The organism is Streptomyces acidiscabies (genome assembly GCF_020010905.1).
Lineage (GTDB): Bacteria > Actinomycetota > Actinomycetes > Streptomycetales > Streptomycetaceae > Streptomyces > Streptomyces acidiscabies.
Window position 1 is genome coordinate 802135 of the sequence record NZ_JAGJBY010000001.1, and the last position, 17386, is coordinate 819520.

The 17386-nt window shown below is 68.9% G+C and carries 21 protein-coding genes and 1 pseudogene; 11 read left to right on the forward strand and 11 right to left on the reverse strand.

All coding sequences use genetic code 11. From position 1 onward, the window contains the following. Positions 1–63 precede the first annotated feature (63 nt). Complete coding sequence (locus tag J8M50_RS03860) at positions 64–2511, reverse strand: MFS transporter (RefSeq protein ID WP_462218600.1); 2448 nt, start codon at positions 2509–2511, stop codon at positions 64–66. A gap of 541 nt (positions 2512–3052) precedes the next feature. Continuing rightward, positions 3053–3523 (reverse strand): annotated as a pseudogene (locus tag J8M50_RS03865) (MarR family winged helix-turn-helix transcriptional regulator); the annotation flags it as partial. Positions 3524–3823: 300 nt separating this feature from the next. Between J8M50_RS03865 and J8M50_RS03870 the strand changes: the two are divergent. Beyond that, positions 3824–4030, forward strand: a complete 207-nt coding sequence (locus J8M50_RS03870; RefSeq protein ID WP_010352296.1) for a hypothetical protein — start codon at positions 3824–3826, stop codon at positions 4028–4030. Positions 4031–4207: 177 nt separating this feature from the next. On the opposite strand, the gene J8M50_RS03875 is transcribed toward J8M50_RS03870, so the two are convergent. Next, the gene (locus tag J8M50_RS03875; RefSeq protein WP_010352295.1) at positions 4208–4585 is read right to left on the reverse strand and encodes a hypothetical protein; all 378 of its coding nucleotides are present in this window, start codon (positions 4583–4585) and stop codon (positions 4208–4210) included. Positions 4586–4659: 74 nt separating this feature from the next. Next, the gene (locus tag J8M50_RS03880) at positions 4660–5094 is read right to left on the reverse strand and encodes a UCP032817 domain-containing protein (protein ID WP_010352294.1); all 435 of its coding nucleotides are present in this window, start codon (positions 5092–5094) and stop codon (positions 4660–4662) included. Positions 5095–5281: 187 nt separating this feature from the next. On the opposite strand from J8M50_RS03880, the gene J8M50_RS03885 reads away from it, so the two are divergent. Genes J8M50_RS03885 through J8M50_RS03900 form a run of 4 tightly spaced genes read left to right on the forward strand, consistent with a single transcriptional unit; the run spans position 5282 to position 7731 of the window. Continuing rightward, positions 5282–5539, forward strand: coding sequence for a hypothetical protein (locus J8M50_RS03885; RefSeq protein WP_029183652.1), 258 nt, complete (start codon positions 5282–5284; stop codon positions 5537–5539). Then, positions 5514–6047 (forward strand): DUF6879 family protein, encoded by a 534-nt coding sequence (locus J8M50_RS03890; RefSeq protein ID WP_010352292.1) that lies wholly within the window; start codon positions 5514–5516, stop codon positions 6045–6047. The genes J8M50_RS03885 and J8M50_RS03890 overlap by 26 nt, the downstream gene beginning before the upstream one ends. A 25-nt stretch (positions 6048–6072) precedes the next feature. Then, entirely contained in the window at positions 6073–6933 is an 861-nt protein-coding gene (locus tag J8M50_RS03895; RefSeq protein WP_010352291.1) for a helix-turn-helix domain-containing protein, read from the forward strand. Positions 6934–6945: 12 nt separating this feature from the next. Next, complete coding sequence (locus J8M50_RS03900; protein ID WP_010352290.1) at positions 6946–7731, forward strand: alpha/beta fold hydrolase; 786 nt, start codon at positions 6946–6948, stop codon at positions 7729–7731. 23 nt (positions 7732–7754) lie between these two features. On the opposite strand, the gene J8M50_RS03905 is transcribed toward J8M50_RS03900, so the two are convergent. Next, positions 7755–8702, reverse strand: a complete 948-nt coding sequence (locus J8M50_RS03905; protein WP_010352289.1) for a helix-turn-helix transcriptional regulator — start codon at positions 8700–8702, stop codon at positions 7755–7757. A 63-nt stretch (positions 8703–8765) separates the two neighbouring features. Here J8M50_RS03905 and J8M50_RS03910 point away from each other — a divergent pair, with 63 nt between their 5' ends. The 4 genes from J8M50_RS03910 to J8M50_RS03925 all read left to right on the forward strand — a co-directional run bounded on the left by J8M50_RS03910 (position 8766) and on the right by J8M50_RS03925 (position 12628). Further along, the gene (locus J8M50_RS03910) at positions 8766–9722 is read left to right on the forward strand and encodes an alpha/beta fold hydrolase (protein ID WP_040835894.1); all 957 of its coding nucleotides are present in this window, start codon (positions 8766–8768) and stop codon (positions 9720–9722) included. 219 nt (positions 9723–9941) lie between these two features. Beyond that, positions 9942–11150, forward strand: a complete 1209-nt coding sequence (locus J8M50_RS03915) for a helix-turn-helix domain-containing protein (protein ID WP_010352287.1) — start codon at positions 9942–9944, stop codon at positions 11148–11150. A 10-nt stretch (positions 11151–11160) separates the two neighbouring features. After that, entirely contained in the window at positions 11161–11805 is a 645-nt protein-coding gene (locus J8M50_RS03920) for a glycine-rich domain-containing protein (RefSeq protein WP_010352286.1), read from the forward strand. A 160-nt stretch (positions 11806–11965) separates the two neighbouring features. Continuing rightward, positions 11966–12628, forward strand: coding sequence for a class I SAM-dependent methyltransferase (locus tag J8M50_RS03925; protein WP_010352285.1), 663 nt, complete (start codon positions 11966–11968; stop codon positions 12626–12628). A 2-nt stretch (positions 12629–12630) separates the two neighbouring features. On the opposite strand, the gene J8M50_RS03930 is transcribed toward J8M50_RS03925, so the two are convergent. The 3 genes from J8M50_RS03930 to J8M50_RS03940 are packed head-to-tail and all read right to left on the reverse strand — an operon-like array spanning position 12631 to position 14107. Next, positions 12631–13017 carry a barstar family protein gene (locus tag J8M50_RS03930; RefSeq protein ID WP_010352284.1) on the reverse strand — a complete coding sequence of 129 codons (387 nt, stop codon included), beginning with the start codon at positions 13015–13017 and terminating at the stop codon, positions 12631–12633. Next, positions 13014–13283, reverse strand: a complete 270-nt coding sequence (locus tag J8M50_RS03935; protein WP_010352283.1) for a DUF397 domain-containing protein — start codon at positions 13281–13283, stop codon at positions 13014–13016. Before J8M50_RS03935 ends, J8M50_RS03930 begins: the two co-directional genes overlap by 4 nt. Then, positions 13265–14107 carry a helix-turn-helix domain-containing protein gene (locus J8M50_RS03940; protein WP_010352282.1) on the reverse strand — a complete coding sequence of 281 codons (843 nt, stop codon included), beginning with the start codon at positions 14105–14107 and terminating at the stop codon, positions 13265–13267. Before J8M50_RS03940 ends, J8M50_RS03935 begins: the two co-directional genes overlap by 19 nt. Before the next feature lie 168 nt (positions 14108–14275). Here J8M50_RS03940 and J8M50_RS03945 point away from each other — a divergent pair, with 168 nt between their 5' ends. Both J8M50_RS03945 and J8M50_RS03950 read left to right on the forward strand, forming a co-directional pair. After that, the gene (locus J8M50_RS03945; protein WP_010352281.1) at positions 14276–14665 is read left to right on the forward strand and encodes a hypothetical protein; all 390 of its coding nucleotides are present in this window, start codon (positions 14276–14278) and stop codon (positions 14663–14665) included. Further along, entirely contained in the window at positions 14662–14859 is a 198-nt protein-coding gene (locus tag J8M50_RS03950; RefSeq protein WP_141655557.1) for a hypothetical protein, read from the forward strand. Before J8M50_RS03945 ends, J8M50_RS03950 begins: the two co-directional genes overlap by 4 nt. A gap of 57 nt (positions 14860–14916) precedes the next feature. On the opposite strand, the gene J8M50_RS03955 is transcribed toward J8M50_RS03950, so the two are convergent. From J8M50_RS03955 to J8M50_RS03965, 3 genes are all read right to left on the reverse strand, one after another. Continuing rightward, on the reverse strand, positions 14917–15834 hold the full coding sequence (locus J8M50_RS03955) for an RNA polymerase sigma factor SigF (RefSeq protein ID WP_010352280.1): 918 nt from the start codon (positions 15832–15834) through the stop codon (positions 14917–14919). 285 nt (positions 15835–16119) lie between these two features. Continuing rightward, complete coding sequence (locus J8M50_RS03960) at positions 16120–16980, reverse strand: RNA polymerase sigma factor SigF (protein ID WP_010352279.1); 861 nt, start codon at positions 16978–16980, stop codon at positions 16120–16122. Positions 16981–17084: 104 nt separating this feature from the next. Next, positions 17085–17378: a Dabb family protein gene (locus J8M50_RS03965; RefSeq protein WP_010352278.1), complete on the reverse strand. Its 294-nt coding sequence runs from the start codon at positions 17376–17378 to the stop codon at positions 17085–17087. Between the last annotated feature and the right edge of the window lie 8 nt (positions 17379–17386).

The window sequence follows — 17386 nt, forward strand, 5'->3', positions numbered from 1 at the left end:
GTCTGCCGAAAAGGGCCCGCGGCGGGAATGGCTACCCACCACGGGCCCCTGCTCACTGCCGGTTCACTCGCCCGGGTGGCCGAGTTCGATGTCGTGCCCGTCAACTCCGTGCCCGGCGACCGTGAGGCCCGCCGCGACCGGCGGATACCCGGTCGCGATGACGGTGTACTCACCGCTGTCGAGGTCGGAGAAGGCGTACGCACCGTCGTGGCCGGTGGTGGAGGTCCCGACGACGTTCCCGGCGGCGTCGACGAGAGTCACGCGCGCGTCGGCGAGCGGACCGTGCGGCGCGCGGACGACGCCCTGGAGGTGAGCCCCCGCGTCGAGGACGACCTCCGCGCGGGTGACCCCGGTGATCCCGATCTCGACGGGCAGCGCACGCGGCCTAAACCCGCTCGCGTTGACCGCGACGGTGACCGTACCCGGCACCAACTCCCCGAAGGAGAACTCCCCGTGCTCCCCGGTCGTCCCGGTGGCGAGCAGATCCCCGCGTACGTCGGTGACGACGACCATCGCGTCCTTGACGCCGTCCCCGCCCTCGGCGGCCCGTACGACACCGGCGAGCCCGCTGGTGCCGCTGAGCAGGATGTCGTACGCGACCGGCTCGCCGTTCACGACGATCGTGGACGCCTGCGGCTGGAACCCGTCGGCGGAGGCGATGAGGACGTACGAGCCGGAACCGGGCGCGTCGACGCCGTAGGAACCGTCCGACTGGGCGACCGCGCGGCCGAGTTGGCGACCGGCGAGGGAGATGAGGGTGACGGCGGCGGTGGGGACGGGGGCGTTCTCGGCGCCGCGTACGTAGCCGTGGATGGCGGTGCCGGTTTCCGAACCGCCGCCCGTGCTCGCGGAGTTGGTGATGGTGGAGGTAACGGCCTGCGTCTGTACGGCAGTTGCTCCGACGAGCGCCGGGACCTTCGCCGTCTCGTCGACCTCGGCCTCCGCTTCCGCCCACGAGGGAACCGGCGTTGCGACCGGAGCCTCGTCCACACCAGCCGCCTGCGCGATGGCCCCCGTCGTCCGCAACGGAACCTCCTTGATGAACAGCGTCACGAAGAACGCGAGGAACGCGATGGGAGCGACGTACAGGAAGATGTCCGCGATGCCGTGCCCGTACGCACTCTCCAGCCACGAACGCACCGGCCCCGGAAGGGAGTTCATGTCCGGCAGCGCACCGGTCCCCGTCGCCTTCGCGGCGGCGGCCTGCGACTGCGGGTCGAGCGACGTGATCGTGTCCTTCGCGTAGTGCGTGATCCGCGACGACATGACCGAGCCGAGCGCCGCGACGCCGACGGCTCCGCCGAGGGAGCGGAAGAAGGTCACCGTCGAGCTGGCGGAGCCGAGTTCGTGCGGGGCGACCTGGTTCTGCGTGGAGAGGACGAGGTTCTGCATCATCATGCCGACGCCGAGACCCATGACGGCCATGAAGAGGCCGATCTTCCAGTAGTCGGTGTCGTACCGCATCGTGCCGATCAGCCCGAGGCCCGCCGTCAGCAGCGCGCCGCCCGCGACCAGCCACGCCTTCCACTTGCCGGTCTTGGTGATGACCTGCCCGGAGACGGTCGACGCGACGAACAGGCCCGCGATCATCGGGATCGTCATCACCCCGGACATCGTCGGGGACTTGTCGCGCGCGAGCTGGAAGTACTGGCTGAAGAAGACGGTCCCGGAGAACATCGCGACACCGACGAACAGCGAGGCGATCGACGCGAGCGTGATGGTGCGGTTGCGGAACAGGTGCAGCGGGATGATCGGCTCGCTGGCCTTGGTCTCGACGAAGACGAAGACCGCGCCGAGCACCAGCGCGCCGCCGACCATCGTGTACGTCTGCCACGACAGCCAGTCGTACTTGTCGTTCGCGAACGTCACCCAGATGAGCAGCAGGCTGACGGCGGCGGTGATGAAGAACGCGCCCGCCCAGTCGACCTTGACCTGACGCTTGGTCTCCGGCAGGTGCAGCGTCTTCTGGATGACCCCGAGCGCGATCAGCGCGAACGGCACGCCGACGTACAGGCACCAGCGCCAGCCGAGCCAGCTCGTGTCCGTGATGACGCCGCCGATCAGCGGCCCACCGACGGTCGCCACGGCGAAGGTCGCGCCGAGGTAGCCGGAGTAACGGCCGCGCTCACGGGGCGAGATCATCGCGGCCATGATGATCTGGGCGAGCGCGGTGAGCCCACCGGCGCCGAGCCCCTGAATGACGCGCGCGCCGATCAACATCCCCGAGTTCTGGGAGAGTCCGGCGATGACGGACCCAACGATGTAGATGACCAGGGCTATTTGAACGAGCGCCTTCTTGCTGACGAGGTCAGCGAGCTTGCCCCACAGGGGAGTTGAGGCGGTCATAGCGAGCAGCGCTGCGGTCACAACCCACGTATAAGCGGACTGCCCGCCCCCAAGATCCTTGATGATCTTGGGCAGCGCGTTGGTCACGATGGTCGACGACAGAATCGCCGCGAACATCCCGAGCAGCAGCCCGGAGAGGGCTTCCATGATCTGCCGGTGGGACATGGGGGCGTGTGCGTGTGCGTGTGCGTGGGGTGCCGGGGTTCCGCCCCCGTGCTTGCCGTGGGCCCGCACACCGGGCGGTGTGGTGGTAGCCATGAGATTCCTTGTCTTATGTGGTCGCGGGTGTACGGGTGGATCGCTGGTGTACGGGAGGGGGCGGCTGGGGACGGGGCTCGCGGGGGTGCGGGTCGCTTGGGCGGGGTACGCCGGTGGCGGCGGTGCCGGTATGCGGCTCGCCGGGGTTGGGGGCGCCGGTGGCCGAGCCACCAGGGCCGGGGGCGCCGGTGGCCGGGTCGCCGGGGTCGGCGCTGCCGGTACGCGGCTCGCGGGGGCCGGGGTTGCCGGTGACCGAGATGCCGGGGCGGGGTACGCCGGTGGCGGGGTCGCCGGGGTCGGCGCTGCCGGTACGCGGCTCGCCGGGGCCGGTGCTGCCGGTGGCCGGGCCGCCGAGGCGAGGGCCGTCGGAGTCCGGCGTGCCGGGTCGTACGAGCCGTACGTCACCGTCCTGCCGGTTCCCGACGCCGGTCCCCGGCTCATCGGCGTACCGCTCACCGTCCCGCACCGGCCGTACGGCGCCCTGCCGCCCCGGCCGGCAGTCGAACTCCGCGCGCATCCGCGTCAGCAACCGCGTCAACTGGTCGACGTCCTTCGCGGACCAGCCGTCCAGCCGCTCGGCGAGCAGTTCCTCGCTCCGCCGCGACAGCTCCGCGAGCTTGGCGCGGCCTGCCGGGGTGAGCCGCAGGATGCGGGACCGCTTGTCGGCGGGGTCGGCGGCGCGCTCGATCCAGCCCCGGTCCACGAGGTGGGCGACGTGGCGGCTGCTGACGGACATGTCGACCGAGAGCAGCTCCGCGAGGTGCGTCATCCGCATCTCGCCGTACCGCCCGAGCAGGCCCAGCACGGCGGTCGACCCCGCGGGGCAGTCCGGCGGCAGGATCCGCTCCAGCTCCCGCTTCACGGCCCCGAAAGCGCTGAGCTGACGCGCCAGCTCCGCGAACTGCGCCTGCCTGGCCATCCCTGCCTCCCTCTTTCGTTGCCTGGAGCAACCGTAAGAGTCGTTGGTTGCTACAGGCAAACAAAAGGACGGTTAGGCTGACAAAAACTTGGCAAAGGCAAGTATTGCGAGAGTAAATGTGCAGGTGGGAGGGGGTGTCGTACGGGTCATGGCCCCCCACCCCCTGCCACGACCCTCCACCGACCGACCACCACCCCTCCTCCGCCACCTCACGAAGCACACCGCGCCCCCTGCCCTCGGGCGTTGCTGCGGGAACCCCCGCTTGGGCCCCCACCCCCCTCTTCGCTAACCTCTCGACGCATGGCTAACAACCAGAACCCGCAGGGCAATTACGACCCCGCCGGCAGCACCCAGATGTTCCGCGCGTTCGTCGACGAGGGCGCCCCCCAGGCGTCGTCCCCGGCGGCCACCCCCAGCACGTCCTCCGGCCCTCGCGTCGGCCTGATCGCCGTCGTCGTGGCGGTGGTCGTGGTCGTGGCGGCGGTGGCGTGGCTGGCTTTCAACTAACCCCACGGGGGACCACCCCACCCTCGACCTCAGGCCCGCGCTTCCCGAAACCCGAACGGGACGGCGCGGGCCTGGTCGTGTGGGGGGTACGCGGCTGAGGCGAACGCCGCCGCTGTGGTGAACGCCGCTCCTGTGCGGTGAACGCCGCTCCGATCACGTCCTGAACCCCGCTCGGCATCACCCCCCTACCCGGCCCACCAACCTCATCCGCCCCGTCACCAGAACCTCGTGATTCGCGAACAGCGCCCCAAGTTCGTACCGCCGCCCGACGACGGCGACCCACGCCGCACACGGCTGCTCCCCCGACGACACGACCCGAGCCCGGTACGCCTGCGTGAGGATCCATCTCGCCTGATCCTGCCGGGAGTTACGCCCCCCGAGCTGCTCGGCCAGCTTCCACAACTCCTCGCCCTCACTCAACTCGTCGTGGAGGACGGCGACCAGCCCGACGTCACCCAGCCCCCGGGTGTCGGAGGAGTGGGTGGTGTAGGCGACGGAGAGGGTTTCCAGAGGGAAGACGGTCACGCGGCTGGTGGCGGTGAGGTGGGTGGGCACGGTGGGGTGTCCGTTCGGGCAGGGGTGGGGGCGGCCCGGCGGGGGTGGCCGGGCCGCTGGGGTGGGGGTGGGGGTCAGCAGCAGGGGCCGTCGCCGCAGCAGGCGGGCGGGTTGCAGTTGGCGGTGGTGTCCCAGAGGTGGTCGTCGACGGTGAATCCGGCGGTGCGCAGGCGGGTGGCGACGTCGTTCATGAGGGTGCGGGTGCGGGTCTTGCTGTTCGGTTCGTGGTGGAGGAAGTAGCCGAAGGTCCGCTGGCACCAGTCGGCGTACCAGGTGGTGTGCAGGACGAGGGTGTGCCAGCCGGGGTCGACCTGCTGGGAGGGGGCCATCTCGGCGCCGGCGCGGGTGGTGCCCATGACGTGGACGAGGGCGAGGGCCTGGTCGACGACCCGCTCCGCGAGGGGGCGGTCGAGGGTGTACTCGTCGGCGCAGAACGCGGCGAGCATCTCGAACTCGGCGTCGGTGACGAGGGAACGGCCGGTGCGGGTGGGGAGTGCGGTGGTGGTCATGGGGTGCCTCCTCTGAGCCGGTGGGTTACGACGGTAGGGAGGCGGGGTGAGCGGGCGCCAGCGATGTGCATAGTTGTGCAGAGAGCCACTCTCGCGAGGGAACATGGCCGGTAATTAGCCTTGTGTGGAAGGCAGTTGGTCGAGAATCTTGTGCACAAGAACGCACATCTCAGTGATGGAGGCGGACATGCCTTTGCTGTTCATCGGGATCGACCCGAACACCGGTGACCACGACAGTCCGACCCTCTGGGTCGACCAGGAGAAGCGGGAGATCGTCGTACAGGGCTGGAAGCCCGACGAGGCGCTCGAAGCGGAGTGCGCCGCGTACGAGGTGCCGGGTCACGCGAAGGGGATTCCGGACCACGAGGGCGTAGTCCGTGTTCCGGCGAGCATGATCGACATGTTGAGGGAGGCGTGCGATGTCCTCGAACGCGGAGAAGTTTGAGAAGTATCTCCGGAGCGCACAGCATTCAGCCGTGCACCTGGAGATGAGGGACTCCTACAACGTCGACTACGAGAAGGGCCCCTTCGCGGACTGGAAGGCGGGCAACGGGCGTAACCCCGACGCCGACCGGTCCACGTGGTGGCGTCCTTGGCTCGACCTCGTCCAGGGGACCGTGAACCGGGGCGTGGTCATGCGCAGGGCGCGGATCGTCTCGGAGCCGGTCAGCGAGTACACGCGGTTCCTCCACAGCGGCACGTTCACGAACGTGGCCGCCGGTGAGGTGGTGCGCTGGCTGCCCCGGCGCCAGGCGTCCGACATCGCGCTGCCCGGGAACGACTTCTGGGTGTTCGACGAGAAGGTCGTCTACTGGAACCACTTCTCGGGCGAAGGCGCCTCACTCGGCCCCGAGATCTGGGTGGACAACCCCGAGGCGGCGAAATTGTGCGTGGACGCCTTCGAGGCGGTATGGTCGCGCGCCATCCCCCACAGCGAGTACAAGATCCGCTGAGGTTTCCGACCGTACAGGCCAGTTCATGCCCTCCTCTCCGTCCTCTTCCGCCCAGGCCGCACGCGAGGCCGTCGCCCGACGGCTTCGTGGCCTTCGCAAAGAGGCGGGGCTGACGGTCGCTGAACTGGCCGCGCGGTGCGGCTGGCACCACGCGAAGACGTCCCGTATCGAGAACGCCCTGACTGCCCCGTCGCCCAAGGACATTCGTGCTTGGGCGACCGCCTGTGAGGCGCAGGACCAGGCGGACGACCTGATAACCCAGTCCCTGCACGCGGAGTCGCTGTACACGGAGTGGCGTCACCAGATGCGCAGCGGGCTGAAGCAACTCCAGGGCAGCTCGGCCAAGTTGTTCCGGGAGAGCCGTCTCTTCCGCGTCTACTCGTCCACACTGGTGCCCGGTTTCCTTCAGACCGAGGGGTACGCCGCCGCTGTGCTGCGCATCTCCGCGCGCTTCCACGAACTCCCGGTGGACGACAGCGAGGAAGCCGCCCGTGCCCGCATCGAACGCTCCCGAGTGCTCCATGAGCCGGGACGCCGGTTCGTGTTCGTGGTCGAGGAAGAGGTCCTGCGCCACCAGATCGGGGACGAGGACACTATGGCGGCGCAGTTGGGCTATCTGCTCACGGCGGGAACACTTCCCCAGGTCTCGCTGGGCATCATCCCGTTCACGGTCCGGGACCGGCTCCAATGGCCACGAGAAACGTTTCACGTCTACGACGACAAACTCGTGTCCGTAGAGCTGATCTCCGCCCGCGTCCGCATCACCCAACCCGCCGAAACAACCCTCTACTTGAAGGCGTTCGAGCACCTCCGCAGCATGGCCGTCTACGGCCCCGAGGCCCGCGCCCTCATCCTCCGCGCGATCGAGGCCCTCGACCAGGCCTGAGATCATCCCTGCATGCAGCAACTCCACGACGCCCTAGGACACCTCGCCTACGACGTGACCGGCGACGGCCCACCCGTCGTGCTCGTGCACGCCGGTGTCGCCGATCACCGGATGTGGGACGCCGTCGTGCCCGCGCTCGCGGAGCGGTACGCCGTGGTGCGGTACGACCTTCGTGGGTTCGGGGAGTCCGCGCCCCCGACCGGTTCGTTCCGCGAAGTGGACGACCTGGCGCGGCTGTTGGACCACCTCGGATACGGCCGCGTACGCCTCGTAGGCGCGTCCTGGGGAGGCCGGGTGGCCCTGGACTTCACGTTGGCGTATCCGGACCGCGTACAGGAACTGGCGATGCTGACGGCGCCCTGGCCGGGGTACGACTGGTCGGCGGAGATGATCGCGTACGACGCGGCGGAGACGGCGGCGCTGGAGGCGGGTGACCTCGACGCGGCTGTGCAGCTCGACCTGGACATGTGGCTGCGGGGTCCCGCGCGGAGTTGGGACGAGGTCGGGGAGGGGCTGGCGGAGCAACTGCGGGGCCCTCTAAGGACGTTGCTGGCGAACCAGGAAGTCGTGGGCGAGCACTCCCAGGGCCCCGGCACCGGAGACCTCACCACCGTCTCCGTACCCACCCTGATGGCCCTCGGCAAGCTGGACGTCCCCGACTTCCAGGACATCGCGCGCAGGTACGCGGCCGAGATCCCCGGCGCCGAACTCGTGGAGTTCACGAACGCGGCACACCTCATCGCGATGGACGCGCCGGGTGAAGTCGGCGCGGTGCTGGGGGAGTTCCTCGGGAGGTAGCGGCGACGGCACCGTGGGACGTCTCAGTCGTACCGCTCGACGAGCGCGTGCCCGATCGCGGCCAACTGGTCCCGCACACCCGCAGGCCCGGTCACGTCGACCCACGCGACCAGCCCGGAGAGTTCCCCGGCGAGCGTGGACTCGTCGTAGCCACGGATCAGCACCTCGATGCGGCCGTCGGCCGTGGCGCCCCCCACCTGGAGCCGGTTGCCGAGCGCCAGCCGGAGCAGGCCGATCCCGTGGGGCACGCAGACCGCCTGGATCTCGAGGGGCATCCGCCCACGGTCGACCGCGTCGGCGATCTCGCGCCAGCTCGCGGCGAGGTCGAAGTCCTCGGGCCGGCGCACGGGTTCGCCGGTCGGGTCGGCGGACGACACGCGGTCGATGCGGAAGGTCCGCCGCCCGGCCTCGGTGTCGGAGACGAGGTACCACGACGGACCTTTGGCGACGATGCCCAGCGGGTGGACGGTCCTCTCGGTCTCGGCGCCCTTGCCGTCGACGTAGCCGAGCCGTACCTGGACGCCACGGATCACCGCGTCCTGGAGCGCGTCGAGGAAGCGGGGCGGCCGGTGCTCGACCCGGCTCGCCCCCCACCGCTGCGGGTCCACGACCAGCGCCGCCGCCGCTGCCTCGGCCTGCCCCCGGAAGGGCTCCGGCAGGGCTTGGACGAGCTTGCGCAGAGCCGCCTTCACGGCGGGCGTCGCGGCCGAGGCCGGACCGGCGACCAGGAACAGGGCGCGGGCCTCACCCGCGGTCAGCCCGGACAGATCGGTACGGGCGCCGCCCACGAGGCGCCAGCCGCCGCCCCGCCCCTGCACGGAGTACACCGGCACCCCGGCCATGGCCAGGGCGTCGAGGTCGCGGCGGGCGGTGCGCTCGGAGACCTCCAGTTCCCGGGCGACCTCCGCCGCCGTCACCTGCTCACGCCGTTGCAGCAGAAGGAGGACGGCCACCAGCCGGTCGGTTCGCACGGAGGCAACATTTCCACGGAAACCGGTCATGGGGTGACCGGTTTCGGTCGCCAGGATGACGGCATGACTTCATCGACGTTCGATCCAGCAGACTTTCCCGAGCCCACCCTCGTCCCGGTCAACGGCGTGGAACTCGAAGTGTTCGAAGCGGGCCGGCAGAACGCGGGAAAGCCCGTCGTCCTGTGCCACGGCTGGCCGGAGCACGCCTTCTCCTGGCGCTACCAGGTGCCCGCCCTGGTCGCGGCGGGCTACCACGTCATCGTCCCGAACCAGCGGGGGTACGGGAATTCGTCCCGTCCGGCCGACGTGGCGGCGTACGACATCGAGCACCTGTCCGGTGATCTCGTCGGACTTCTCGATCACTACGGATACGACGACGCCACCTTCGTCGGCCACGACTGGGGTGCCATGGTCGTCTGGGGGCTGGCCCTGCTGCACCCGGACCGTGTGAACAGAGTGATCAACCTGAGCCTGCCCTACCAGGAACGTGGCGAGAAGCCCTGGATCGATTCCATGGAAGAGATGTTCGGCGGCGACTTCTACTTCGTCCACTTCAACCGGCGACCAGGCGTCGCGGACGCCGTGTTCGACGAGAACCCCCACCGGTTCCTCCGCAACCTGTACCGAAAGAACGAGCCCCCCAGGGAACCCCGGCCGGGCATGGCGCTGATCGATCTCGCCAGAGCGGAGACACCGCTCGGTGAGCCCGTGATGAGCGACGGCGAACTGGCCTTCTTCGTCTCCGCGTTCGCATCGTCAGGGTTCACGGGCGGCGTGAACTGGTACCGGAACCTCGACCGCAACTGGCACGTGCTGGCGGACGTGGATCCGGTGGTCCGGCAGCCCGCGCTGATGATCTACGGCGCCCGGGATGTGATCCAACGGTCGGAGAAACTGGCGGAGTTCGTGCCCCGGGTGGACGTGGTCAGCCTGGACTGCGGTCACTGGATCCAACAGGAGAAGCCGGAAGAGACGAACCGGGCGATCACGGAATGGCTGGCGCGGCAGGACGCCGTTTAGCCGGAAACGTCGCGCTGTCGTTGCCGCCCGGCAGGACGGTCAGGTCGGTACGGTCACGCTGCTGCGCGTACGGGTCGGGGACCCCGGGCGGGATGCTCTGTACGGCCTGCCCCGGGCCGAGGCTCGAACGGGAAGGACCACGTACGGCCTGCTGCGGTCGTCCGGACGCGGGTACCGTTCCGGCAGAGGCTCGACTCCACGGAATCGGACGGTTCGGTCATGGCGTATGAGTTGGAGGAGCAGGAGGCCATCGGCCTGCGGATCAAACGGCGTCGCCTCGGTCTGGGGATGCCGCAGGCCGATCTCGCGGTGGCGGTGGGAAAGACGCAGGGATGGGTGTCCCGGGTCGAGAAGGGGCGGATCGAACTTGACCGGGCCGGACTCGTCAACTCCATCGCGGCGGCCCTGCACTGCCACCCCAATGATCTGATCTCCCGTCCCTACCTGGGGAGTTCGTCCGACGAGCGGTGGCAGCCGGCCGCCGCGTCGATCCTGCGGGAACTGCGCCGCTACGACCTCACCCCGGTGTTCGACGGCACCCCGCGTACGTCGGCGGAGCTGTGGGCGGACATGACCCGCCTGCACCGGCTCCGGGACGCCGCCGCGAACATCGCCGTCCTGCGGAGCCTGCCGGACTTCTTCCGGGAGGCGCATGCGCTGGCCGACAGGTCGCGGGGACACGAGCGGGAAGAGGCGTTCGGGATCTACGCGGTGTGCTGCAAGTTCGCGCACACCGCCGCGCACTCCCTCGGCCACCCGGAGCTGATCGCGGCGACGTGCGAGCGGGCGGCATGGGCGTCCCGTCTGTCCGGAGACCCCGTACTGCCCGCTGTGGCCGACTGGATGCGCGTGTGGGACATGTGGGCGACGGCCGACTGGTCCGACGCGATCGCCTTGGCGGACAAGGCGCTACGGGGGATCGAGGCGGAGTACGAGGCGGGCCGCCCTCTCGCCGTCCGCGCCTGGGGGAGCCTCCAACTGCGCGCGGCCGTCTCGGCGGCACGGGCGAACAACCGCCCCGAGGCCGAGCACCGGATAGCGCTGGCGAGGCAGGCCGCCGACCGCACGGACCAGGAACCCGCTCCGGTGGCGGACCGGCACTCCCTGACCTTCTCGTCCGGGAACGTGACCGTCCACAGCATCAACGTGGCGCTGGAGATGAGCGACCAGCGCCAGGCGCTGCGCCTGAACCGCGACGCCGACCCCGGCCGGCTCGAAGCACTGCCGAACTCCCGGCGCGGCCATCACCGCATGGACCTCGCGCGAGCGCACCTATGGGACGGCAACCGGCGTCAGGCGCTCACCGAACTCCGTGAGGCCGAGCGGATCGCTCCTCAGCTCGTACGGAACCACCCCATCGCCAGGGCCACCCTCCGGAAGATCGTGTACGCCGAACGAGCCTCCACGCGCCAGCAGTTGCGCTCCTAGCTTTCGAAGCATGACGGCAGGAAGCACCAGCCCTGTCCCCGGCCCGCGCCGGAAGCCCCGGCGCGGGGATCTCGCGTACGACACCGGAAGCGAGCGCACCGGTGTCGTGACGGCGTTGCCCGAGGACGGCGGCCACGGCTGGACCGCCCTCGGGAGCAGGCTGGCACTCGTCGAGCCCGATCGGGAGGAGCACGCCATGACATTGACCGCGCCCGAGCCGACGGCTACCGCCGTCGAACCACGAGACCCCAGGCAGTACGTCGCCCCGGAGGTCTGGGACCGTGAGATCCAACTCCTCATGCGGGACCACCCGTTCGACGAGGTGATGGCCACCCGGCTGTTCGGCGCCGCGATCTCCTATCTGATCACCGCGATCGAGAAGTGGGGTCAGGGGTTAGAGATGTGCTGCGGCCGGATCGTGGACATCGCCGTGCACGTGTTCATCCTCGACACCCGCAACTACCGGGAGTTCTGCGCCAGGGACTTCGACGGCCGCTTCCTGGAGCACATCCCGGAGATCGCCTTCAAGTACGACGGCTCCGTGGAGCGCACCGCCCGGATCATCGCGGACAACGGCTTCGCCGTGGACTGGAAGTTGTGGGAGGCGGACTACGCCAAGTGCGGTCCGTGCCGTCCCGGGGAGGAGTGCCACTGAAAGGCAGGCCGGTCGGATTCCCCCACGCCTGGAGGCGCACACCGCGTCTCCGGGCACCTTTTTGCCCGGCTACGAGCGGATAGCGGTATTCGCTCCCACAGCGGAGGTCACGGGAGTAACTTGGCGCTCCACCAAGCCACATGACTCCCGGAGGCATCCCGTGTCCGGCTCAGCTCCCACCACCCCGCCCGAGTACTGGGACAGGTACCGTCCAGCTCTCCAGGAACCCCCTGCGGCGCAGCGCTTCGACTGGACCGGATCGGACGACGGCGGTCCCGGCGCGGAACTTCTCAACTCCCCTGCGACGGCGCTGGACCTGGGTCCGGCGGAGGGGGAGAACGCCGCGTATCTCGCGAGCGGCGGTACGGAAGTCGTCGCCGTGGACTTTTCCGGAGTCCAGGTCGACAGGGCTCGTCGGTTCTGGTCCCACGTTGCGGAGTTGACGTTCATCCATGCGGAGGCGTGCGCGTATCTCGCCGACGGGACAAGGCAGTTCGACGCGATCTACTCGACGTGGGGTGCGGTGTGGTTTGTCGACCCCGACGAGTTGTTCCCTCTCGTACGTCAACGCCTGGCTCCCGCCGGTACGTTCGCGTTCTCCCACCGGGAGCCCGTCGCCGGTCAGTACGGCGCGCAGCGGATGGGTGGGAGGTGGCTGGAGGGTCGGGAGCGCGAACTGACCGTGTGCCGTTGGCAGTACAGCGCGGAGCAGTGGACGGACATCCTGAAGCGGCACGGGTTCACTGGCGTGAGGGCGCGGGTGTGGCCGAACCGGGAGGAGGGGGCCTTGGGGACGCTGATCGTCACCGCCCGGCCGTCCTGACCTCACCGCAGCCGCAGTACGCCGGGTGCGTGGTCCTCGAAGATGGTCAGGAGCCAGTCGTACACGGTCTCGCCCCGGCCCTCTCTGGCCGCCGTGAGGTCCGCGAGGACTGAGGGGCGGTTCGTGGGGTGGCAGCGGGCGAGGCGGAGTTCCAGCTGGCGGGCCGTTTCCCGGTGGCCGAGGTGTTCGCGGGATACGTCGTGGTGGTGCCACTCGATGACGTAGTCGCCGTCGTCGGGCGTACCGAAGCCGCCGCGCAGGCAGTCGACGAGGGCGTCGAGGTTGCGGCCGAAGTAGCCGCCGGGGCCGTTGATGGCGGAGCCGAGGGTGTGCCAGAAGTCGTCGAGGGTGTGGATCTGGGTGCCGTCGAGGACGTAGGTCCGGGTCACTTGACCGAGTCGACGAAGGTGTTCCAGGAGGCGGCGGTGAAGAGGAGGGCGCCGAGGGTGGGGGCTTTGCTGTCGCGGACGGGGACGAGGGAGGGGAGGTTGGGGGCGAATTCGAGGCAGTCGCCGCCAGTTGAGTTGCTGTAGCTGCTCTTGTGCCAGTCGGCCATGTTCAGCAGGTCGGCGGAGACTTCGAGGCAGTTGCCGCCGGTGGAGTTGCTGTAACTGCTCTTGCGCCACGAGAGGTTGGTCAGGTCGACGGATCGCACGGTACTTCCTCCAACAGCCGCAAGATGAACGCGCGCGACTCGGCAGGCGTTTGTGCCAGGTCGCACACGGCATCATATGCACGGAAGAGGTACTCGGCCTCGCTGGTTTTCTCGACCACATCGCCGTCTAGGTCGTTCTCCACGTAGGCCACGGTCCTCCCGTCCAGGAGCCGCAGGAGCATCACGTCGGTGGTGTCCAGACCGTGCAGTCCGACGCCGAACGGCAGCACCCGGATGGTGACGTTCGGGAGTTCGGACACCTCCAGCAAACTCTCCAACTGCTCGCGCCACGCGGCTGGATCACGCAGCGAATTCCGGAGGGACGCCTCGGAGAGGACCGTGCGGAACACGGGTGGATCCTCCGACTCGAGGATGGCCTGGCGACCTATGCGAGCTTCGACCTGCTGCTCCAACTCCTCCCCCTCGAAGCCACCCGCTGAGAGCGCCTCCCGTGCGTACGCCTCCGTCTGAAGCAACCCCGGCAGCCTGGTCGGCGAGAACTGCGACAGGGCGACCGCCTTCGCCTCGTGCTCCATGTACGGCCGGTACTGCGGCCTGAACTGTTGCTTGTCCGCAGCCGCCAGCTCCCACAACGTCAAGATGAGCGGCGTCGTCCCGTAGAACGTGTCGAGCCCGATGGCGACTTGAGGACTCCCGATCGTCGCCCCGCTCTCCAGCCTGCTCAGCAGCGACTGATCCCACCCCAGCCTCTTCGCCAACTCCCTGAAGCTCAGCTTGCGCTTCTCCCGGTGCTCCTTGATCACCTGCCGGAACCGCTCCCGAGGTTCCTGGCTCATCCCCGTGACCGGACGCCTCCGCGCCATCCCTGTCCCCTCCGTCCTAAGTGGTGCACGAACCCAAGAAGCGGTGCACCAGACCCGATTCGACCCGTACGGCCATCTCCCGTGGGCCATCCTCGTACTACCCAGGAATACGCAGAGTATTACAACTGCCGCATTCCGTATAGAACTTGGGCGAAAGGACAGAAACCCATGGAACCCGGAACCCTCCTCTACGACCCCGCCCTCGACAAGGTCGGCGAATACCAGGCCCTCCTCGGCAAGTACGCCATGCTCCGCCCCGTCGGCGGCGGCACCGAGTGGCAGGCCGACCCCAAGACCCTGCGCCCGGCGACGGACAAGGAGCGCCTGAGCGCCGGCGTGAAGGCCGCGAACCACCTCACCCGCAACGACCCCGCGAAGAACCCCCCGTTGGAGCCGGCGATCGACCTCAGCGCACCCCCGCGCCCGTACCCCGACTGCCCCACCTGCGACGAACTCGCCACCCTCCGCAGGACGGCCCACAAGTCCAAGGACTACAGCGCGGCCACAGACGCGAACGTCCTCCTCCGCCGCCACCACACGCAGGCGCACCCCAAGTGACCTACCGCCCCCACCCCAGCCAGATCACCCAGGTCCCCCCGACCTACGCAACACCCCCACCCCGCATCGCACCCCCACCCCACACCCCCCAACCCCCGCTCCCCACCCCCAAGTTCGCCCCCACCCTGTGGACGATCCTCCTCACGGCCACCAGCGTCATCAGCCTCGTAGCCGCGACGATCACCAGAGCCTAGAAAAACAGCAAGGCCGCCGAAGAACCCCTCGGCGGCCAACTGCCCTGCAAAAAACCGTCAGTCAGAGATGAGCCCATCCCGCAGCTGAGCCAACGTCCGCGTGAGCAACCGCGAAACGTGCATCTGCGAGATCCCGACCTCTTCCCCGATCTGCGACTGAGTCATGTTCGCGAAGAAGCGAAGCATGATGATCCGGCGCTCACGAGGCGGCAGCTTCGCAAGCAGCGGCTTCAGGGACTCCCGGTACTCGACGCCCTCAAGCGCCGTGTCCTCGTACCCAAGCCGATCCGCCAACGACCCTTCGCCACCGTCGTCTTCGGGAGCGGGCGAGTCCAAAGACGACGCCGTGTACGCGTTCCCGACGGCAAGCCCATCGACGACGTCTTCCTCGGACACCCCGAGAACGGCGGCGAGTTCAGGCACGGTAGGAGACCGATCGAGCCGCTGAGACAGCTCGTCACTGGCCTTGGTCAGAGCAAGTCGCAGCTCCTGAAGCCGCCGAGGCACACGGACCGACCAGGACGTGTCCCGGAAGAACCGCTTGATCTCGCCGACGACGGTAGGCATGGCGAAGGTCGGAAACTCAACCCCACGCTCACAGTCGAACCGGTCGATCGCCTTGATCAGCCCGATCGTGCCGACCTGGACGATGTCCTCCATCGGCTCGTTGCGCGACCGGAAGCGAGCAGCCGCGTACCGCACGAGCGGCAGGTTGAGTTCGATGAGCGTGTCACGGACGTACGGACGCTCAGGGCTGTCCTCGTCGAGCGCGGCGAGCCGCAGGAACAGGGAGCGGGACAGGGTCCGGGTGTCGATCGCCTCCGTGGGGGCGGGAAGCGCCGGAGCCGGTCCGGCGGTGAGTGCCGGGACGTCGGCCGTGACGTCGTCGAGCGGGTCCGGCTCGGCGGGCACGGCGGGCGCGGACGCGCTCTTCTCGAGCGTGAGCACCTTCGAGCTGCCCTGGTCTGCGGACATGCCACCCCCTTTGGGTCGCGGGACGGTCGGGGCTGGCGCTCCGGGTGGAACGTCGGCCTTCACCTGAATACCGGAGCCGAAGCCTCGGCAAACGCGCTTCCGGCAGAATGTCACATGTCGGCAACACGCTGTAGTGACATGTCGACATGTGACTGACGAAACACCCCTGCACAGACGGTGTATGACGAGGTCTCAGCCCGAATCGGCCCCAAAAGGGCCGTCGGGACGATTCGCTCGTGACGGTGACGTATCGATCCTGCTTACGATTCCCAGAACCGGGAGGATCTACGCCTCGATCCGGTTGGCGGACCGCAGCCGCTGGAAGGACCGGGCGAGCAGCCGGGACACGTGCATCTGCGAGACCCCCAGCTCGGCGCTGATCTGCGACTGGGTGAGATTGCTGTAGTAACGGAGCAACAGGATCCGCTGCTCCCGCTCCGGCAGCTGCACGAGCAGGTGCCGTACGAGGTCGCGGTGCTCGACGCCGTCCAGCGCGGGATCCTCGTACCCGATCCGATCGAGCAGCCCAGGCAGCCCGTCGCCCTCCTGCGCGGCCTCCAGGGAGGTCGCGTGGTACGAGCGGCCGGCTTCGATGCAGGACAGCACCTCGTCCTCCCCGATCCGCAGCCGCTCGGCGATCTCGGCGGTGGTGGGGGTACGGCCGTACGCGGTGGTCAGATCCTCCGTCGCGCCGTTGACTTGCACCCACAGCTCGTGGAGGCGGCGGGGTACGTGGACGGTGCGCACGTTGTCGCGGAAGTACCGCTTGATCTCGCCGACGACCGTCGGCATCGCGAACGTCGGGAACTGGACGCCCCGGTCGGGGTCGAAGCGGTCGATCGCGTTGATCAGACCGATCGTCCCGACCTGGACGACGTCCTCCATCGGTTCGTTGCGGGAGCGGAACCGTGCGGCGGCGTAGCGCACGAGCGGGAGATTCGCCTCGATGAGCGCCGTACGCACCCGGCGGTGCTCCGGCGTACCCGGCGGCAACTCCTTGAGCTGGCCGAAGAGGACGGTCGTCAGGGCCCGGGTGTCCGCACCCCGGCGCTGTCTCTCGGAGAGCTCCGGGGCTTCGGGGGCCTCGGGAACCGTTTCCTCATCCGCTTGGGGTGGCGCAGTACTGGCCGACACGGGCAACGCCACCTCTTCATCCGCCGTTCATCCGTCAAAAGCGGTCATAGCATCACAAGACATCACCACTGTGTGCAAGCACCGCATAACGCCGTGTTGAGGGATGAATGGCACTTTCAGAAGGTGTAGTCGGCGACGACCCACGTCGCGAACTCACGCCACAGCGCCACCCCGGCCTGGTGCGCGGGGTGCTCGGCGTACCGCTTCAGCGCCTCCGCGTCCGCGAACGACGAGTTGATCGCGAAGTCGTACGCGATCGGCCGGTCGGAGAGGTTCCAGCCGAGCTCCCAGAACTCGACGTCCTCGATCTGCCCCGGCAGCGCCCGGAACGCGGCCTCCCCGGCCACCACGCGCTCGTCCTCGCGCGTGACACCGTCGTTGAGCTTGAACAGGACCAGGTGGCGGATCATCGGACGCT